This is a genomic window from Flavobacterium sp. 245, assembly GCF_004362055.1.
Lineage (GTDB): Bacteria > Bacteroidota > Bacteroidia > Flavobacteriales > Flavobacteriaceae > Flavobacterium.
Genome location: NZ_SNXB01000002.1, coordinates 331,515 through 350,748 on the forward strand (window position 1 = coordinate 331,515; position 19,234 = coordinate 350,748).

At 34.2% G+C, this 19,234-nt stretch carries 17 protein-coding genes; 2 read left to right on the top strand and 15 right to left on the bottom strand.

Annotated elements, in window-relative coordinates; genetic code table 11:
- Positions 1-27: 27 nt before the first annotated feature.
- The 10 genes from EV145_RS04780 to EV145_RS04825 form a co-directional block, all read right to left on the bottom strand.
- On the bottom strand, positions 28-873 hold the full coding sequence (locus EV145_RS04780; RefSeq protein WP_133524079.1) for an oxidoreductase: 846 nt from the start codon (positions 871-873) through the stop codon (positions 28-30).
- A gap of 75 nt (positions 874-948) precedes the next feature.
- Entirely contained in the window at positions 949-1,449 is a 501-nt protein-coding gene (locus tag EV145_RS04785) for a nuclear transport factor 2 family protein (protein ID WP_133524080.1), read from the bottom strand.
- A gap of 35 nt (positions 1,450-1,484) precedes the next feature.
- Positions 1,485-2,858 carry an alginate export family protein gene (locus tag EV145_RS04790; RefSeq protein ID WP_133524081.1) on the bottom strand — a complete coding sequence of 458 codons (1,374 nt, stop codon included), beginning with the start codon at positions 2,856-2,858 and terminating at the stop codon, positions 1,485-1,487.
- Between the two features lie 36 nt (positions 2,859-2,894).
- On the bottom strand, positions 2,895-3,914 hold the full coding sequence (locus EV145_RS04795) for an MBL fold metallo-hydrolase (protein ID WP_133524082.1): 1,020 nt from the start codon (positions 3,912-3,914) through the stop codon (positions 2,895-2,897).
- Between the two features lie 146 nt (positions 3,915-4,060).
- Positions 4,061-5,824, bottom strand: coding sequence for an amidohydrolase (locus tag EV145_RS04800; RefSeq protein ID WP_133524083.1), 1,764 nt, complete (start codon positions 5,822-5,824; stop codon positions 4,061-4,063).
- Positions 5,825-5,832: 8 nt separating this feature from the next.
- On the bottom strand, positions 5,833-6,852 hold the full coding sequence (locus EV145_RS04805) for an alpha/beta fold hydrolase (RefSeq protein ID WP_208110892.1): 1,020 nt from the start codon (positions 6,850-6,852) through the stop codon (positions 5,833-5,835).
- A gap of 37 nt (positions 6,853-6,889) precedes the next feature.
- On the bottom strand, positions 6,890-7,687 hold the full coding sequence (locus tag EV145_RS04810) for an alpha/beta hydrolase (protein WP_133524084.1): 798 nt from the start codon (positions 7,685-7,687) through the stop codon (positions 6,890-6,892).
- 170 nt (positions 7,688-7,857) lie between these two features.
- The gene (locus EV145_RS04815) at positions 7,858-9,807 is read right to left on the bottom strand and encodes a sigma 54-interacting response regulator (protein ID WP_133524085.1); all 1,950 of its coding nucleotides are present in this window, start codon (positions 9,805-9,807) and stop codon (positions 7,858-7,860) included.
- Positions 9,808-9,821: 14 nt separating this feature from the next.
- The gene (locus EV145_RS04820) at positions 9,822-11,432 is read right to left on the bottom strand and encodes a sensor histidine kinase (protein ID WP_166638408.1); all 1,611 of its coding nucleotides are present in this window, start codon (positions 11,430-11,432) and stop codon (positions 9,822-9,824) included.
- Positions 11,433-11,576: 144 nt separating this feature from the next.
- Positions 11,577-11,771: a hypothetical protein gene (locus EV145_RS04825; RefSeq protein WP_133524087.1), complete on the bottom strand. Its 195-nt coding sequence runs from the start codon at positions 11,769-11,771 to the stop codon at positions 11,577-11,579.
- 127 nt (positions 11,772-11,898) lie between these two features.
- On the opposite strand from EV145_RS04825, the gene EV145_RS04830 reads away from it, so the two are divergent.
- Entirely contained in the window at positions 11,899-12,531 is a 633-nt protein-coding gene (locus EV145_RS04830) for a DNA-3-methyladenine glycosylase (protein WP_133524088.1), read from the top strand.
- A 255-nt stretch (positions 12,532-12,786) separates the two neighbouring features.
- Positions 12,787-12,990 (top strand): hypothetical protein, encoded by a 204-nt coding sequence (locus EV145_RS04835; RefSeq protein ID WP_133524089.1) that lies wholly within the window; start codon positions 12,787-12,789, stop codon positions 12,988-12,990.
- A gap of 16 nt (positions 12,991-13,006) precedes the next feature.
- On the opposite strand, the gene EV145_RS04840 is transcribed toward EV145_RS04835, so the two are convergent.
- The 5 genes from EV145_RS04840 to EV145_RS04860 are packed head-to-tail and all read right to left on the bottom strand — an operon-like array spanning position 13,007 to position 19,227.
- On the bottom strand, positions 13,007-14,359 hold the full coding sequence (locus tag EV145_RS04840; RefSeq protein ID WP_133524090.1) for an AMP-binding protein: 1,353 nt from the start codon (positions 14,357-14,359) through the stop codon (positions 13,007-13,009).
- Positions 14,346-14,927 (bottom strand): hypothetical protein, encoded by a 582-nt coding sequence (locus EV145_RS04845; RefSeq protein WP_133524091.1) that lies wholly within the window; start codon positions 14,925-14,927, stop codon positions 14,346-14,348. The genes EV145_RS04840 and EV145_RS04845 overlap by 14 nt, the downstream gene beginning before the upstream one ends.
- A complete protein-coding gene (locus EV145_RS04850) occupies positions 14,920-16,683 on the bottom strand; it encodes a hypothetical protein (protein ID WP_133524092.1) in 1,764 nt (587 codons plus the stop codon). Before EV145_RS04850 ends, EV145_RS04845 begins: the two co-directional genes overlap by 8 nt.
- Positions 16,676-17,647 carry a hypothetical protein gene (locus EV145_RS04855; protein ID WP_133524093.1) on the bottom strand — a complete coding sequence of 324 codons (972 nt, stop codon included), beginning with the start codon at positions 17,645-17,647 and terminating at the stop codon, positions 16,676-16,678. Before EV145_RS04855 ends, EV145_RS04850 begins: the two co-directional genes overlap by 8 nt.
- The gene (locus tag EV145_RS04860; protein WP_208110893.1) at positions 17,635-19,227 is read right to left on the bottom strand and encodes an AAA family ATPase; all 1,593 of its coding nucleotides are present in this window, start codon (positions 19,225-19,227) and stop codon (positions 17,635-17,637) included. Before EV145_RS04860 ends, EV145_RS04855 begins: the two co-directional genes overlap by 13 nt.
- Positions 19,228-19,234 lie beyond the last annotated feature (7 nt).

Sequence of the window (19,234 nt, forward strand, 5' to 3'; positions counted from 1 at the left end):
ATGATTCTTATTTTAGTAATAACTAAATTATGACTTGAAATCTGTTGAAAAGGTAAGTTCTTTATTGATTTCAATTTCATTTTTCAACGAATCAATCTTGTAATTTGCAAATCCATAAGCATCTGAGCCTGTAAGCAAACGAAGCGGTGGTTCGGGATTCTGAGTAACTTTTATAATTAATTCAGCTACTTTATCTGGATCTCCTGGTTGTTTACCCGGAATATCATTTTGATGCGCTCGCACACCTTCGCGAATACTTGTATACTCTTCAATAGGATTTGCCGCTGTTATTAATGAAGAAGTATTTAAGAAATTAGTACGTACATAGCCCGGTTCTATAATAGTCACATTAATTCCAAATGGCTTCACTTCCTGTGCAAGTGCTTCAGAAATGCCTTCAACAGCAAACTTAGTACCGCAATAAATTCCCCAACCCGCACCGGCAATTAAACCAAAAACGGATGAAAGATTAATAATATGTCCAAATTTTTCTGCTCTCATGTGAGGCAATACAGCTCTGGTAACATTAAGCAAACCAAAAACATTGACATCAAAATTAGCACGAACTTCAAGATCAGAACTTTCTTCTATGCCTCCAATTAAACCATAACCAGCATTATTAACTAAATAATCAATTGAACCAAATTGTTCTATAGCTGAAGTGATTGCTTGTTTTACACTTTCTTCACTAATCAAATTGACTTGTAATGGCAAAAACTGATCAGAAGAATTCCCAACCGCTTTTTTAACCGAATCTACATTTCTTGCAGTGGCAACAACATTAAACCCTTGGGCTAATAGTTGTTTTACCAAAACAAGGCCAATACCTTGAGAAGTTCCCGTAATAAACCATGTTTTTTTATCATTTTTCATAATCTTATTCTTTTAAGTTTATTTATCTTTTTAAGTCTTTAATAACATTCTATAAACAAGAAGTTTAATTCTGTTTTATTTAAGAACTTTTTCAATAATCAGCGTTTCTTCATAGAGTGAAAACTTGCTTATCAAATTATTTTCCACTGTTATATGAATGGCAAGTGGCATTTTAAAATGTTTACCATTTTTTTTCACTGTTCTTTCTACAAAACCAAAAACAGATACTTCATTACCACGCAATAAAAAAGACTGTACTTCGAGTTTCTCACTTCCATCAATAAAATAACTGAATAAGGTTTTGAATAACACTGAAATCTCTTCTCGTTTAGAGCGATGTCCTGTCCATGGCATATATTTAGATTCAAAAATATACCAGTCCACATTTTCCGAAACCATCGAAGCTATTTTTTCAGGATTTTTGGCTCCAATATATTCGAAAAACTTTTCTGCGGTTTGTTTTGTCTTAAGTTCCTCATCTGAATAGACTTGTGCCTGTATTGAAAAACCAATCAATAGCAATAATGCTGTTAATTTTGCAGTCTTTATTTTTGATTGCATTTGGATTTTTTCCATAACTATCTGTTTTTAAAATTTTCTTTTAATAAAGCTTAAAAATTAAGCTGCATTGTAATTCCGGCGAAAAAGATATCCTTTCCAGTTCCAGAAGCTTTTATATATTCTCCTGCATTAAACCAAGTTCCCTCAAGACGAAAATATAAATAAGGATTAGGCTGCCAGATCAATTCTGTTTCTAGTTGATTTCCTATTTTCTTTGCCGTTGTAGTATCGCCTGGATAAATTAAGATAGTATTAGGTGCATAAATTCCGTCGTTGCTGCTGTATCTCCAAAACATATCGTAATCAATAACCCAATCAATAGTTTTACTTAACTCAAAGCTTACTGCCGGATGAAAATCAATTAAATTCGCCGGACCGATTACAGAAGCTAATCCAAAATAACCTCCACGGGGAAAAAGCGGATTAAAAGTTTGCAATCCATTATCTCCTACTTCTTTATCCCCGCTTATTGCCTCGGCTTTAAAACTTAATTCAGGATGAAATTTCAACTCATTAAAACGATACCCAGCGTTGATTGAGGCGGTCCAGGCACTAATATTTTTAGAAGCAAAATCTCCAAATTGATATAAGGCTTCTCCGTCATAGCGCCAATTTTCTGTCTTTCCCCAAATTCGTGTTCCTATAGAATGTCGTGTTTCTTTTCCGGCTCCGTCATTAAAAGAAGCTTTTGTTCTTTTGTAACCTAAATAATACACATCAATATTTTTAATAATCGGTGCCTTATTAATGACAAAGTAGCTTCCCCATAATTGTCTGTCTTTACTCGAATGATCATCAAAAATACCGTCGTGAGCCACTACAAAATGGCTATAGAAAAAATCGCCCGAAATATTATCTTTTGAAGTCATAACTTTAATTCCATCAAAAGACTGGCGGTTATTTGGCCCGTCTCTCACGGCAACCAAACGTTGTGATCCATAAGTCAACTCTTGCCTTCCGGCTCTTACAATCAGTTTTTTGCTTTTTTCATTTATGACATTAAAATCGGCGAAAGCCTGATGAACCTCGAGCGGATTCAAGTCAACAGGACTTGGATCTACTCTTCCATCTGCCAGACTGCTTTGCGTTTGTACAAATGCCCTGAAAAATTTTCCAGCATGAAAATCAGCATGAAACAAATATCTTGACAATATATAGCCATCATTATCTTGTGGCCCATCTCCCCAATTTTCATTTTTAGCATAGAAATATTGATACCTGATACTTCCTCCAAAACTGATATAATATTTTTGTGAAGAAGAAAGCGGTAAAAATTTCATCGTTTTGTACCAGTCATTCTTTACTGTATCATTTTTTAGAAAACTGTAATTTTCATCGTATCGCAATGATTTAAAATCAGGATATTGCTGTGCAAAACAGCCAAATGAAATCAGTAAAACCAGCAATAAAACCCAATTTTTCATAACGCTGTTTTTTAATTGTGCTACCTTTAGACAAGTTTATTTAGTACTGTTTTGTTTGATGTCTTTATAAGCATTCGGAACGTTGAAATTAAAGTGAAGCCAATTAAAAAGTTCGTATCCTTTATTAAACTCTTTCATTGTAACAGTAGCTTTTGTTTCTTCTAAAGTCAGACCTTTTTTAACTGCGCTTTCGACATTTGTCTTTAAGACTTCAACATAATCAATAGTATATTTAATTCCTTTTTTATTGGTAATTCGGCCATGACCGGGAACAACAATATCATTGTCGCCAATCATATTATAAATTTTATTGAGATTATTTACCGGCTCCAAAAAGTAACCATCAAAAAGCCATGGAATAGTTGGACTCTCTGCAATAAAAGGGTTTCCGGCCCACAAAACATTTTCTTTTGCCGATTTTAAATAAACAAAAAGATCAGCTGGAGATTGTGCAGTTCCTACATTGATAATTTCTACAATTTTACCACCACCCAAATCTAGTTTAAGACTTTGATTGATTGCAATAGTAATATCTGCTGGACGATAAACGCTTTCTTCAATTCCTCTTCCAGCACCAAAAAGCATGATCATAAATTGTTTTATTCCATCATAATTCTTAGAAAGGTTTTCTTTGCAGAATTCATTTTGTATCAGAATAGTTTCTTTTGGAAGAAGATAATTTCCAAAACAGTGATCGCCATGATCGCTCGTATTTACGGCATACACAATTGGTTTTTGAGTAACAGATCGAATTAATTTGTACAATTGATCGTATAATCTTTTGCTCAACATCGTTTCGATTAACAAAACACCTTTATCTCCTACAATAAACCCCGCAGAAGTGGCTTGCGGAATTCCTTTTGTAGTTTCGGTTTCGGTTGTTGAGGGCGAAACGGCGTACACATTATCTGATATTTTATGCAATTGCAAAGTCACTTTGTTAGCATCCCAAATCGGAACTTCAGGAGGCATAGGCATTTGTGCATACGTATTTTGTGTCGAAAAAAAAGCGACTGAAAAAATTATCGCAATTAAAATGGATTTATAATTTTTCATGATTTGATATTTATAATGTTTTAAAAGTTTGCCCACAGATTGAACGGATAAAGCGGATTTTCGCGGATGAGTTTAAAAAAAAATCAGTGACAATCCGTTTAAATCCGTTTTATCTGCGTGCAATTCTCATTTCATGCAGCGTGCCATTATTTTTGATAACCTCCAAAGTATTTTACGGGAGACCAATCTGGAATTACTGCAGGAATTTCTGGATTCAATGCTTTATATTCCGCGGAAGCGAAAACAATTTTACCGTTAACAACTGTCAAAACCGATTCGATTTTTCGAACATCATCTGGTGTAACCGAAAAATAATCGTCGGATAAAATCGCTAAATCGGCATACATTCCTTTTATTAATTTTCCTTTGTCTTTTTCTTCTCCAGAAAACCAGGCGCTTCCAGACGTGTACAATTGTAAAGCGGTAAATTTGTCCAAAGTCTGATCTTTAGGCCAGAACTGCATACCGCCAATTGTTTTTCCTGTAAGCAACCAATGCAATGACATCCACGGATTGTACGTTGAAATTCGGGTAGCATCTGTTCCAGCTCCAACAGGTATTCCAAGTTCAAGCATTTTTTTAATTGGAGGCAATTGTGTTTTTGGAGCTCCGTACAATTTATTATACAATTCTCCCTGATAATACATTCTAAATTGCACCGCAACACCGCCACCTAATTTTTTAACACGTTCTAATTCTGAAGGTGTAATGGTTTCGGCATGATCAAAAAACCAACGTAATCCATTAAACGGAATTTCTTTATTTACTTTTTCAAAAACATTCAGCATTCTGTCAATAGACTCGCCATAAGTTGCATGAAGTCTAAAAGGCCATTTGTTTTTGGCTAATAATCGAATAATAGGTTCCAGATCTTTTTCCATTTCATCAGATAATACGATTCTGGGTTCCAGAAAATTCTCAAAATCAGCTGCAGAGGCTACGATATTCTCTCCAGCACCTTCTTCAACATAACTATTTGCAACAATCAGATTATCATTTTTATTGATTTGAGTTGTGGCAACCCATTTCTCATAATCTTGCAATTCTTTGCCTTTTTGCTGTGCAAACAAATAATAAGAAATTCTTAGGCTCAGCTTATTCTGCTTCGCCAATTCCAATGAAGTTACATAATCTGCCGGAAAGTTTTGGCTTCCGCCTGCAGCATCAATTACACTTGTAAGTCCGAAACGATTAAGCTCATGATTAAACTGTATGGAACTGTTAAACCGTTCTTCTGGATTTAGTTTTGTGGTTAGCCCTAATGTAGTATAAATTGCTTTGGGCGTTTCTTTGGCATACATCAAACCTGTTAAATTTCCTTTAGAATCCTGTTCCAAAAGGCTTCCTTCATACTTTGTGTCTTTTGTATAACCCAACACTTCAATTCCTTTTTTGTTTAGGAAAGCTTTTCCGTATAAATAGGTTATAAATAAAGGTTTATCAGGAACTGCCGCATTGATTTCGTCAATTGTAGGCTGCCTTTTTTCTTCAAACTGAAACTCGTTCCAGCCTCCGATAACTTTAATCCAAACACCATCTGGCGTTCTTGCAGCTTGTTCTTTCAGCATTTCCATGGCACGTTTTAAGGTTTTTACACCGTCCCAGCGCAACTCAGAATTATAATTCAAGCCTTCGCGAATAACGTGCATGTGGCTGTCATTAAGTCCCGGAATTACTGTTTTTCCTTTCGCATCAATTAATTTTGTTGTCGAAGATTTATAGGCTGAAAGTATATTTTTCTCAGTTCCCGTATCCAGAATAATTCCATCTTTAATTGCAATTGCCTGAACAAATTCATTTTGTTTTTGCATTGTTGCAATTTTTCCGTTGTAGATAATCAGATCTGCTTTTTGTTGGGCTTGCGATAAAAGCCCAACAAAAAGCAATACTGATAACAGTAGTTTTTTCATGATTTTAGTTATTTTGCCAGAAAAAAGGCTAGTAAATCTTTCTGTACTTGTGCTGTATTTTCTTGAACAAGCCAGTGACCAGAACCAGCAATTTTAGATTCTGAAACATTTTCAGCAACTAATTTGGAGTGATCTTTTAGGAAAGCCGCCGCAAAATACTCTCCGCCCATTGCTAATAATGGCATTTTTAGTTTTTTCTTCGCAAAAATAAGATTGTCCTTTCCGTCTTGGTCAAATGCACCAAACCATTTGAAAGCAGCCGTAGTGCCTCCTTCAACGGCATATGCTCTAATAAATTCTGTAGTTTCTTCAGGAGTAAAGGGATCTTTTACGTGTCCTACAACTGGCCAGAAATTAGTTAAGAATTCTTTTTCTTTGCCTTTTACAATATCTCCAGAAGCTGGCCATGCAAAAAATCCAAACCACCACGCAGATCCTTTAACATTAGACCAAACTGGCTCAATTCCAGGTAAAAGAGCATCCATTAAAGCAACTTTTTTTACTTCGTTCCCGTACTGTGCGGCGTAAGCATAAGCCACCATTAATCCGATATCATGTCCTGCCAAATTGATATTAGTATAACCTAATTTTTTTACCAATTCGTGAATATCAGATGCCATTGTTTTTTTGTCATAACCTCCTTCAGGTTTGTCAGATTCGCCAACACCTCTCAAATCGGGAGCGATTACAGTAAAATGTTTTGATAATTCTGGCAATAGACGATTCCACATATACCAGTTTTGGCCAAATCCGTGAACTAAAACAAGCGGATCACCTTTACCACCTATAACGTAATGAATTTTAATTCCGTTTACTTCAGCTGTAGCATGCTTAAAATTTGCAGGTGGATTTGCCGGCACAGCTTGTGTCGTTTCTGTTGATGTTTCTGATTTTGTTTCTGTTGTCGGAGTTTCTTCTGCTTTTTTATTACAAGAAATTACCATCAATAATAAAAGTCCTAAGGCTAAAAACTGAATAGGTTTTCTTTTAAAGTTTAAAAAAGTTGAGTTAAATAAATTCGTTTTCATGATTTTAAATTTTTATTGGTTAAAAAATAATTGGTTATTATGAATTTTGAACTGGAAGTTTTTCGATCCAGTTTTGTATATAAAGTGCAATTTCCTGCCAGCCAGGCTGATTTAAGACAAAGTGATTTCTTTCAGGAAAAACCTTGAAATCTGTAATAGAATCTTTGTCGGTATATTTCTTGTAATTGGAATAATTCAGCGATTCGGGAATAGTATGATCTGTAGATCCTGCAATTAGAAGCAATGGTTTATGAGGAGCGTGAAAATCTACTTTAGCTGCTGCAGTTATGGTATCGCGAACTATTAATTTAGATTCAGGAACTACAGAGTCGCAATATGCTTTGTCCTGCCATTCTTCAGGCATTCCATTTGTAAATGCATATTGCCACTGACTAAAACTCATTAAAAAAGTTTTTTTTGCAGAAGTAAAAAATCCAAGCGGTCCCCATCCAGCTTTTAAAAAAGAAAATTTGAAAGTCATGATTCCCTGAGGAGGAACCGAATGTATTGCAATTGCAGCTGCCGCTAAATTGCGCTGTAAAAGTATCTGTGCTGTGAGGCCGCCAATCGAATGGCCAATTATAATTGGTTTTTGAGGAAGGCTTTTTGCAATATCCTCAAAATATTCAATTAAATGAGTTAATCGCAGACTTGCAATTTGCGGATCAGGATGGCGATCACGCAAAACAGTTGCCGGAGCATCCTTGTACGGCCATGCCGGAGCCAATGTTTTAAAGCCTTTGCTTTCAAAAAAAGTTTTCCATTCGTCCCAACATTTATTACTGACAAATGCACCTGTAATGAAAAGTATTGTAGTAGGGGTTTCAGTTAGCATAATACATGTTTTAATGTTATGCCAAAGAATAAACTAAAACCGAACCTTTTTTACAAACAACTAATAATCAACGTATTAAATTAAACAAACTTGTTTAGAACGAACTATATTTCGTCGTAAAACGAAAACAAGGCAACGTAATAACGTTCCTTAACAATTACAACTAACAATTAAAAATGACTTCTCTTTATACCTAATTTTTGCATTCTGGATGCTAATGTTGTTGGCGGAAGTCCTAAAATCTCTGAAGCTCCTCCTGTTCCTCTAATTCTTCCATTACATTTTTCAAGGACATTTATAATGTGTTCTCTTTCGTTTTCCTGAATAGTTTTAAAATACCATTCGTTTGATGTATTATTTATTTTAGTCTCATCAATAACTGGAAGCGGAATATGCTCAATAGTATCTGTCTTTGCTAAAAGAATACTTCTTTCAATAAGATTTTCGAGTTCCCTTATATTTCCTGGCCATTGATAGGACAAAAGACTTTTTAATGCACTTTCAGCTATTTCAGTTACATTTTTTCCGGTTTTAAAACTATATAAAGAAATAAAATGACGAGCAAGCAGACCAATATCTTCCTTGCGTTCTCGCAATGGTGGCAACTGAATCGGAAATACATTTAACCTATAATACAGGTCAAGCCTAAAACGGCCGTCAGCAACTTCTTTTTCAAGATTACAATTGGTAGCAGCAATGATACGGACATTTACTTTTATGGGAAGATTTCCTCCAACGCGCTCAATTTCTTTTTCTTGAATCGCCCGTAGCAGTTTTGCCTGCATTTCCAAAGGCATGTCTCCAATTTCATCTAAGAATAGCGTACCCTTATCTGCTTGTTCGAATTTACCAATTCGTCTTTCAGATGCGCCAGTAAAAGATCCTTTTTCATGTCCAAATAACTCCGATTCAATAAGGCTTGGTGGCAAGGCAGAACAGTTAATTTTTACAAACGGTTGCCCTTTTCTATTAGAAAGCTGCTGGATGCTATGCGCAATACTTTCTTTTCCAGTACCACTTTCGCCAGTAATTAAAACTGTTGTATCAACAGGTGCTACTTGCAAAATATGATCAAATAATTTTAGCAGAATGGGACTTTTTCCTATAATCGCTTCAAAACCTGTTGTTTTTACATTTTTTCCTGTGCTATGATTTATTGAAGATGATCCTTTTTGGTCTAATTTTTTGTCATGACTAATTAAATTTTCAATCGCGTAAATCAAAGATTCTTGCAGTCTTTCGCATAGGGTTAAATGATTTTTATTGTAATTATTAGATTGTCTGCTGAAAAAAGACAAATATAATCCGCCATTTTCATGAAGTGATATAGGAACAGGCAACATAAGATTGGATTTCATATTCATTGAATTTGCAATCAACTTTTTGATTGGGGTCTTATCGCATATTTTTATAAAATCCTGGTCATTATAGAAAGTTGCTTCGGTTTCAACTTTACTTTTATTTCGTAATTCATTTATTTCAGATTCTTTTAAGGCCGTAATATTTTGCAATTCTTCAATTCCTATTCGCTGGTATTCATGTAAACCGGTTCTTGCATAACCCAAAACTCTGCTGGTTAATTTATTATCAATATAAAAAACCGCCATTACAAGATCAAACGAAATAAGTGACTGCAAGGCGATAATAATGTTAAAAACTCTATCATCCCAAGAACCGCTTTTTTGTACTATTGTTTTTAATTGTTTCTGAAATAAAAGCTCTTTTCTAATAGAAGATTCAATTCCGTGTTCTTGATGATATTCGGCAATTTCAATTGTTACTAATAAATCTTTTTCTCTAAATGGCTTTACCAAAAAACCGTGAGGATGTGTCAATTTCGCTTTACTCAAAACTTCTTCGTTAGAATTTGCAGATAGATAAATAAAAGGAATATTTTCTTCTTTTAATATTTCCGCGAGGTCAATACCCGTTTCTTTTCCAGAAAGAAAAATATCTAATAAAACCAATTCTGGTCTTTCCTGAGCTATATAATACTTGGCATCAGTAACAGACCGTGCCATTCCAGTAACAGTATGTCCCGCTTTTTTTAGCATCAATCGCAAATGATTTGCTTCTACAAACTGATCTTCAACAATAAGGATTTTTAATGATTTTGACATTTTATAGCATTATATTAATGGAGATTATTTTCGTTATAAGTAAATTCTAAAGTTATTTTAGTTCCATTTAGATTGGTAATTAAAAACTTCCCTTCAATATCGGCAGATAAGCCATGCATTAGTTTTACTCCCAATGAAGGATTGTTGTAGGGATCAAAATCGTGTGGAAGCCCAACACCATTATCTTGAATAATTAATTTATAATTTTGATTGCCGGCACTTTTAAGCGAAATATTAATAATCCCATTTTTTTGATTTGGGAAAGCATATTTGATAGCATTTGTAACGGCTTCATTGAAAATAAGACCAATTGGAATTGAATGTGACAAAGGCAAATTGAAGGTGTCTACATCAAGAATAAATCTTATCCGGTTTCTAATTTCGAATGAATCTTTTAAATATTCTGTTAATTCAAATATATAGGATGGCATGTCAATCATTGATAAATTCTCTGATTGATATAATTTTTGATGAATTAATGACATTGCCTGAATTCGATTCTGACTATTATTAATGGCCTGAACGGCTTCTTCATTCTTTAAAAATTCTACTTGGCTTGCTAATAAACCAACAACCATGTGCAGATTGTTTTTTATTCTGTGATGAATTTCCCGCAATAGCCATTCTTTTTCGACTACCAGTTTTTCTAATGCAATATTTTTTTTATTGATCTCATTTTGTTGTGTTTCGAGCACTTTGTTTGTCTTTTTCTTAAACGTAAAACTTTTATAAAGTAATCCCAGAATTATGAGTAAGAGTACCACAAAAATTACCATCGAATTGCGCAAAAAAACTTCGTTTTTAAGTTTGCTTTGCTGGAGCAGGGTCTTATTTTTGAGTTTAATAATATCCATGCTCCTTTTTTCTGTTTCATAAATAATATTCAATCTCGAAGAAATAGGATAAATGTCATTTTCTTTAAGATGGGCTGCTTTATAGAAAAAAATAGCTTTTTTTAGCGAATTCAGGGAGTTGTGAAAATCTGAGATTGAAAAATACAATTCACTAATTTCTCTATAGCAGTCGCCAGTTCTTTTATTGTTTCCACATTTTTCAAATAAAGCTGCGGCTTTAAAAATTGGAGGCAATCGCTCTTCAATGGGTGCATTAGTCCGCATTTTAGCTGACCATATCATTACCCATGATTCTGCCAAATCATTTGTTTTATTTGTTTTGGATAATAATGCTATTGCTTTTTTGGCACTGATTTCTATCATAGCATTATTATTTCTCAACTCATAAAGCATTGAAAACTGCAGATAACATTTACCGGCATAAACATCAGAATGTAAAAATCGGCTTAAGCGAAGGGCATCGTCAGCATACTCAAATGCTTTTTCTAACGTTTCAGGATTATTAAACGACGCTTCATACCAGTCGCTTAATTTCAATAAAGTTTTAATTTTATCGATATTTCCCTGTAATCCGGCTAACAATCTTTCCGCTTTTTTTACCTGCTGCAAAGTATAAGGTGGTTCGTAATCAAAATCATTTTCCAGAGCAATTAGGTTTTTTTCTGCTATTTCGTTTTGATTTTCGTTTTTGAAAGGAGCCATTGCATTTGCATCTCCAATTGTAAATAATATAAGGAGAAAAACAAGTATTCTGTACTGATTAGCAAGCATCTTCATATAATTAAACAGGCTATACGAAGGTATTGATAATTATGTATTTATATTTAAAATAATAAAAAATTGATTGCCAACGAAATATCGTTGGCAATCAATTTATAAAAAAGTCCCAGCGTATTCTCTGGGACTTTTTTTACTTTAATTTTTTTCTTCATTGTCTAATTTGTCATCAAAATCAGGTTCCTTTCCCTTGAATTTATGAGTGTCTGAATCATAATTTTCATCGTTTGTTAAAACTTCATCATGATCTCTATATTGATGTTTTCTTGTGTCACTTCGATTATCAGAACCGCTTTTTTTAGCAGCATCTGAATTTTGATTGTTTGTTTTCATAATCTATGCGATTTAAAATTTAAATAAAAGTACTTTAAAACCCACGTATGATACTTATACAATCATTCTTAAAAGTTATAAAATAACAAAGTAAAATAGCTTTATTTTGTATAAATAAAACTTAGAAATGAGTGCATCATCTATAAAATACCCTTATAAATTACCTTATGCTTATTATTTGAATAAGGATGTTATTTTTCTGGCTAAAGACCTTTTAGGAAAAGTACTCTGTACTCAAATTGATGGAAAGATAACTACGGGCATCATCGTAGAAACGGAGGCCTATTTTGGTATTCATGATAAAGCTTCACATGCCTATGGAGGCAGACGAACGAATCGGACTGAAATAATGTACAGCAGTGGCGGTATTTCATATGTTTATTTATGTTATGGCATTCATCATCTTTTTAATATTGTTAGTTCTGTTGAGGGTGAACCGCATGCTGTTTTAATTAGAGCAATTGAGCCATTATCAGGAATAGATATTATGGAAGAAAGAAGAAATATGCCTATTTCTAAACCTGCAATTTCATCTGGACCCGGTTCTGCCGCAAAAGCTTTAGGGATTGACAGTTCATTTAATAAAAAGGACTTGGGAGGTGATGAAATTTGGGTAGAAGATCATGGCATCAGCTATTCACAAGAAAAAATTCTGGCCGTACCGCGCATAGGTGTTGCGTATGCGCAGGAAGATGCACTTTTGCCGTGGCGCTTTTTTATTAAAGGAAATAAATACGTCAGCAAACCTAATAAAATATAGAAATTAAGTAAATGGGAATTATGAAAGCTTTTATTAAAATTTCAATAAAGCTTTCATGGTTCATTAGCTTACATTTACAAGTAAACAATCACACCTTCATAGCGTAAAACTGTAATTTCAAAAGCGGTCAAAAAGAAGTTTCTGTATGTAAAATAGATACTTTGAAAATAGCAACCATTGGCCAGACTGAAATACATTTTTTAAGACAAATTTATTCTATTAAGATTAGGTTTCATAACTCTAAAATTTCAAGTCATGGAAAATTTAAAAATAGACACTAACAAAAATTATTGCAACATCTCTAAAACAAAGATTTATAATGGTGACAATAATGAATTAATATATATAAAAATCTATCAGGGAGATTGGGGTGACTGGGATGATGAACCTTCAAATACAACTACAGATACTACTTCTCAAAAGTTCGTTTATGATAAAACTCCTGATGCAGAAAAGTAATTATTTTAATTCCCTTCTAAAAAGTTAAATCGGAAGAATACTTCGATTTTTCTGTCGTATTATTTTGAGCTATTTTTTGAATTTCTGCATCAATCTCAATGTCATTTTTAAAAATTATGCGCAATGTGTCAACAATTTCGTGTGATGTAATTTCATTAGAATAGCCCACAAACTCAATTACCTTATCTTTTCTTTGATGCATTTTGAAACCCGCTAAAGGAAGTTCAGATAAGCGATTAGAAATATCTATATTATTGATTTTAAGATCTGATTTTGTTACAAAAACTACTGGGTTTCGTGCTTCTAAATCAACTAAAAACGGAACACCATTTTCTATTTTTAAACTGCAAAAATCGCCAGTTCTATAGCGTATCAAAGGAAGAAATGGGTTGCTTCCACCGGTAATAACTAATTCGCCTCTTTCTCCATATGGAAGTTTTATATCTTGGTGTTCATCAAAAATTTCTAAATATAAATCTGGACGAATAACTTGATGCCCGATACCAGATGCAAAGGCAATATTCCTGCATTCTGTAAGCGAATAAAGATCTATAACAGGACATTTAAAAAATGCTTCCAATTTGCTTTTGGCGCCTTTTGTTAATTTCATCGCCGAAGATATCAGGGCCTTGGGTTTTAATTGAAGTTTTAAATCTAATAATGCAATAAATGCTATTGGGTCTCCTGTCAAAATTTCTGGATTGTATTTTTCGAGGTACTTTTTTGCATCGTCTGGATGGTTCCAGTCTGCTGGATTTAGGTTTATTTTTAAAATTCCAGCGCCTCCTAAATAGGTTGATAAAGATGCGTAAGTCAATGTTTTTTCTTGCGCGCAGATTAAAGCAATTGCAGTTGTATTGTTACTTTGGGTTATTGTAATATTAAACGCTGCAAGCACAGATTCGATTTGTGGCAACCAACTTGCTTGAGAAACCGAATCAAAAAGAACATCTAATTTTGAACCTGTAGATCCAGAAGTATGATAAACCAAAAGTTCCTCTAAATTTGCTTCATTTGAAACAAATAGATATGGAAACTTTCTGATATCTTCTCTGGAAGTGGTTGGAAAATTATCAAAATCATTTATTTTATTCTGATAAAATGGAACAGTTTTAATACACCAATCAAAATAGTCTTTCAGCCAAATTGGAGTTTGCCCCTCGTTCCAGAACACTTTTTTATCGTAATATTTCTTTTTATAAGACTTTACTCTTAAAAGCTGTGCTGCATTTAATCTATCACCGCTTTTAAAATTAAATTTTGGCGCAAAAGCATCTTGTCTAAGTTCATTTAAAAAACTTAAATCATCAAGCAACGGGAAACGCTCCTTGTCGGTTAATGCTATTTGAGGGCCACTATTCGCGTCCATAAGTATTTGCAGCTTCACGGGCTTTTTTTTCAGCCATTTCTCTTTGAATCTTCATTATTCGTTCATGCGCTTCATAAGATTCTTTTAAAACTCTATATCGCTCTTCACTGTTTATCGAAGCTAATTTATCTGCCGCTTCATTATGACTTTCGCCGTTAGGCATAATTTCACAGCAATATAAAAGCAATCTTACCATTTCTTCAGCACGTTCATCATCAGAAATCCAATCATTATACTTTACATAAACTGTAGCCTTAAGCAGTTCCTCAAACCAAAATTGATATAATTTGTTTTCTATTTGAGGATTATTTACAAAATCTTGATGACCTATGAGCCATGTCGAAATGTGAATTGAACGCCAATGATTATCATCGATCAGCTTTAAATCGAAATTTGTTGGATTTTTAAAATCCTTTTTTAAAAAATTATTGCTTACAATCCTGTAAGTATCAGAAATCAAGGCAATGGAATTTAGTCCTCCCGCTACAAAAAAATCAGACGGTTTTAAATAAGAATCTGGACATTTCCTTAAATGTGTAACCAGTTCAAAAACATCATATTTAGACATAAGCATAATTTTGTTGTGAAAACTCTGATGCAAACTTTAAAAGTTCGGCCTCATTTGTAACATAATAAACATTCCATCCCATTTTTTCCAATCGAATTACCAAATCTTTATTATAATGAGGAGGAGAATGCAAGACCATTGTTCCATGTCCGCCAGCATTTTTTAAGGCAATTTCGGCTAGTTCCCAATGTGTTTGTTTTGTTCCTGTATTGGCATCCAGCATACTGAATATATCGTTATCTGTTACAATGACAATATGTGATTTTTTATCTGGTTTTACTTCAAAAGGTTTTCGTAATCGTTCAATTCCATAGGCATAACCGGTTCCCAAATAAGAAGTTAAAGTTGTTAGCAAATCTGTTTCATCTGTAATAAAACCATTTGTTTCCAAATAACTTCCGGGTTCGCCAGAAAGACATCCCATAACAGAAGCTCCTGCGCGCAAAGCAGACAATCCTATAATTGTGGCCGCCAAAATTGGCCAGGAAAAGTTGTGTCTCGGATTTCCCATCGAACCTGAACAATCTATACCGAGATATACATTTAGCGGTTTTTTTGAAATGGAATTATCTGAATCTGAACCATATGTTCTCTTTTGCGTCGTTAATCCCGGAATAAGCTCAGGCGACAAAATCGCAGACTGCAACCAATCTACCTCTTCAATAGCATCGCCAATATCCCAGGTTTCCAAACCTTCTGGTAAATCCAGCGATACATTTTCAGAAATTTCTACGGGAAAATCAATTAAGTGCGGTAAAGCAATTTCTTTGTAATAGGCATTGATCAAACGCTGTTCATCAGCATTTGGATTGACCTGCTTCATCAAATCAATGTAACTTCCCGGCCCCATATAACCTTCTCTTGGTCCGTGTCCTCCCATTTCATTTTTTTCAAAACCTAAACTTTCTTTTTTATGTTTATCGTCATTTTTTTCTTTTGAGTCTAGGGCTTCTTTTCGCATATCAATTATCTCATCATAGCCTTCTAAATCAAGCTTGGTTAAACCTGAAATATCCATAGCGCCTTTTCCTGCATCCTCGGCGTCTAGTAGTATCAGAATCTTTTTTCGTGCATCTTGAAATTTTTTGTCATCCATCAAATAAGGATATAACATTACGGCAAAACGGCCACCGCCATGAATCCAATTTTTTGAATAACTTCTTATCAAAGAGGCTAATAATGACGCATCAGAATCTATCTTTTTACTATGAAGAGATAATTTTGTTGCTAATTCTCCCCTATTTAAACGCCACAAATATTCATAAGTACGCATCATCAGCGTCCAAAATTCCGAAAAACTATCCTCCGAATTAATCGCTTTATAAACTTCTGACATTCTTAATTTATTGATGCGCTGTAACTTATCATTTATTAAAAAATCAGCGTATAAATTAGCGACCATTGGCGCCCTATCCTCGATACCAGGCAATCCTAAACGAATTCTGTTTAATAAAATAGCATTATCATATAAATTTGCTGGCGTAAAAATATGATGTCCAATTTCATGTGCCAGCACTTCAAGAGGATAATTACTAATATTGCGTTCGACGATTTCTTCTAAATTAATCACAATGCGATGATCCGTTAATCGAATCATTGCAAAACTGCCTGTAAGCCCTTCTTTGTAAGCGTCCTGATGCAACAAACACCAAATAGGTTCTTGCAAACGCAACATAGGATTCCATTCCAACTTTGCCTGTTGCCAATGTGATTTCCATAAGGAGAGCGTTTCTTCTATTTTGGCTTGTTTATGCATTTCCAAGACTGTATAAATATATAAAATAGGAATTCTCTAATGTAAAAACCAACGTATCTCGTGTTGCTACAACAGATGAAATAGCAGCTGTATCTATTTCATTACTATCTCTTCCTAACCATTTTTCTAAGCTTGTAATTCGTTTAGAATTTGATGAAATATCAGTTGCATCAACAGTGTTGGCCGGAATTAAAACCTTGCCAAATTGATCCGCAAATAACGCATAACTGCTTTTTGAATCGGCAACAAAAATATATTCTCCCATTTGAGCCAGCAATGGCGGTTCCTCAAAAAAACCAGTCATGCCTTTAAAACCGCCTTGGACACCTTCAAATTTTGCTTTATTATTTTTCCATGGATTTTCAAAAAACCGATTTGCATTAACAGGCACATTAATAGCTTTGGCAATTGTATGTTGCAGTCCTTCAGAAAGTCCATCAAAATCAGCTTTTAAACGAATTCTTAAATGAGCCAAACCGCATTTCCATGCATAAATACGTCCTACGGTTTTAAAATCTTCAATCGTTTTAATCTCGGTACAACTAATCTTAACCAGTTTGCACCACTCTATAGTTTTCTCTGGAGCATGCACTTGAAGATTGGAAAGCACATCATGCAGCAATGAAATGGTTTTTATCGGAAATTTCACCGCTAAATTTGGTATTTGTACCATTAATAGCCAAGCTTCTTTATACTCGTCTTTATAACGAATTGCCATACCGCTTCCAATTAATTTCAACGATTCCAAGTAAAGTGCTTTTACTACTTCATGAATTTTTTCTGAGGCAGTGTTTAAAGCAACAATAGCTTCAACAATAGGTTCAACAACTTCTACCATCCAGTTGGCAATAATGTGAGCATCTAAATTGCCAAATTTCATTTCACTTTCATTGTACCATTGATTGTACAACGCGCTATTATCGCTTAATTCTGTAATGAGTGGCGGAAAGCTTATTTTTTCCATTGCAGCCATCTTTTATAATTAGTATAACGCTGGTGCAGATATTTCAGTTTTAAAATATCATCTGCTCTGTATCCATAAAGCTTTTTCTCCTGAGACCATATCTGAAGCTGTTTTTCGATATTTAAAAGTCTATTATCAATTTCTTTTGAAGATATATTTTCAAGTCCTTTTTTAAATTCTGCTTCAAAATTATCTACAGGATCATTTCTGTCTAAATCTTGGCTCACATATTCAGCACAAGACAAATCAAACAATTCACGAAGCCATACAATTCTGTCCACTCTATAGACTTCGTTGCCTGCTTGATCAAAAAATGGCGATTCTAAATGTGGTGTCAAGCTATCATGCAAAACAAATGGCAAAACTTGTCTCACATCTTCTAATTCAACTTTTTTATTGCCTCTAAAATAAGCCAAAGCCTTAGAAAACATCAATAAAGTCATTATTTTTCTGACTGACAAACCGTTTTTTGCCTGAGACCCTAAATCTTTAATTGGATCTTTTCCTGTTTCTTTTCTAAAAAGGGTGCGCATGTCTATACCCGACAATTTTGCCGTGTCTTTTGTCATGTATTCCAATCGATTCGATGCCGGTTCAAAAAACTCAAACTGACGGCAAAAAAACTCGATTCGTTTACGTAATTCGGGCTCTATCTGAATACCTCTAATTTGTTTATTTATGGTATTCAGCTCTTCTTCAGTAAAAATAATTTCCTCTGGAATTATGGATTCTGGCTTAAAATTGAGTTCTATGCGCTGCAATAAATCATCAATAAATCTTGTATTAAAGTGCATGGCTCTAATCACGATATCTATTCTGTCTTTTAGAGCTTCAATTACTTGATACGTTCCTCCGCCCGCATCATCATTGGCAGTTAAATACCAAGCGCCGTCAGGGCATTCATAAATCTGATCAAAGATTTCAGCATAATTATCCGCCAGAACCGTTAATAAAGCAGATTGTGTTCTGGTGGGAATTCGGTTGTATTCATCAATGATTTTCACTCTCATACCCAGCCATTTTCTCCAAGCAATTCTTATATCCGAAGTTTTTTCAGCCTTTACCATGTCTGAAGGCAATGGATGTCCTAACAAATCTGAAATTGTCATTTGAGGCTGACCGTGCTGAATAGCACGCATTACGTCCTTTTTGTCATATCCCGCCAACAAACCCATCAAAACAGAAGTAGCTGTTTTTCCACGGCCTGGTCCTCCAACGATAAGACATTTGCCATTAGAAGCTAAATTCAACAAAGGCATTAATACAAAACTGGAATAACTTTGATCTGTTGGCAAATAAACAGGCACTTTGCTGTCTCCAAATAAAAACTTTTTAGGATCGCCATCGTTGAATTCTATATCATAATACGGACTGATAACGGCAGTATTTGTAATCCAAAAATACGCTTGACGTAGTTTTTCATCCAAAGCAACAGCATCACTTGATTCATTTTGGTCATTATCGCTTGAATAAAGATCTTCAATTTGAAATTTGGTCGTTTTATGAGTTTCTTGCGGATTTGTAGGTGATTCTGGGACTTTCTTAAAAAATCCCATTGTTTTATTTATTAAATCAGACATGGTTATA

Bases quoted from the DNA above. Each gene is read 5' to 3' on its own strand.
- EV145_RS04780 (WP_133524079.1), bottom strand. From the start codon at position 873: ATGAAAAATGATAAAAAAACATGGTTTATTACGGGAACTTCTCAAGGT.
- EV145_RS04785 (WP_133524080.1), bottom strand. From the start codon at position 1,449: ATGGAAAAAATCCAAATGCAATCAAAAATAAAGACTGCAAAATTAACA.
- EV145_RS04790 (WP_133524081.1), bottom strand. From the start codon at position 2,858: ATGAAAAATTGGGTTTTATTGCTGGTTTTACTGATTTCATTTGGCTGT.
- EV145_RS04795 (WP_133524082.1), bottom strand. From the start codon at position 3,914: ATGAAAAATTATAAATCCATTTTAATTGCGATAATTTTTTCAGTCGCT.
- EV145_RS04800 (WP_133524083.1), bottom strand. From the start codon at position 5,824: ATGAAAAAACTACTGTTATCAGTATTGCTTTTTGTTGGGCTTTTATCG.
- EV145_RS04805 (WP_208110892.1), bottom strand. From the start codon at position 6,852: ATGAAAACGAATTTATTTAACTCAACTTTTTTAAACTTTAAAAGAAAA.
- EV145_RS04810 (WP_133524084.1), bottom strand. From the start codon at position 7,687: ATGCTAACTGAAACCCCTACTACAATACTTTTCATTACAGGTGCATTT.
- EV145_RS04815 (WP_133524085.1), bottom strand. From the start codon at position 9,807: ATGTCAAAATCATTAAAAATCCTTATTGTTGAAGATCAGTTTGTAGAA.
- EV145_RS04820 (WP_166638408.1), bottom strand. From the start codon at position 11,432: ATGCTTGCTAATCAGTACAGAATACTTGTTTTTCTCCTTATATTATTT.
- EV145_RS04825 (WP_133524087.1), bottom strand. From the start codon at position 11,771: ATGAAAACAAACAATCAAAATTCAGATGCTGCTAAAAAAAGCGGTTCT.
- EV145_RS04830 (WP_133524088.1), top strand. From the start codon at position 11,899: ATGAGTGCATCATCTATAAAATACCCTTATAAATTACCTTATGCTTAT.
- EV145_RS04835 (WP_133524089.1), top strand. From the start codon at position 12,787: ATGGAAAATTTAAAAATAGACACTAACAAAAATTATTGCAACATCTCT.
- EV145_RS04840 (WP_133524090.1), bottom strand. From the start codon at position 14,359: ATGGACGCGAATAGTGGCCCTCAAATAGCATTAACCGACAAGGAGCGT.
- EV145_RS04845 (WP_133524091.1), bottom strand. From the start codon at position 14,927: ATGTCTAAATATGATGTTTTTGAACTGGTTACACATTTAAGGAAATGT.
- EV145_RS04850 (WP_133524092.1), bottom strand. From the start codon at position 16,683: ATGCATAAACAAGCCAAAATAGAAGAAACGCTCTCCTTATGGAAATCA.
- EV145_RS04855 (WP_133524093.1), bottom strand. From the start codon at position 17,647: ATGGAAAAAATAAGCTTTCCGCCACTCATTACAGAATTAAGCGATAAT.
- EV145_RS04860 (WP_208110893.1), bottom strand. From the start codon at position 19,227: ATGTCTGATTTAATAAATAAAACAATGGGATTTTTTAAGAAAGTCCCA.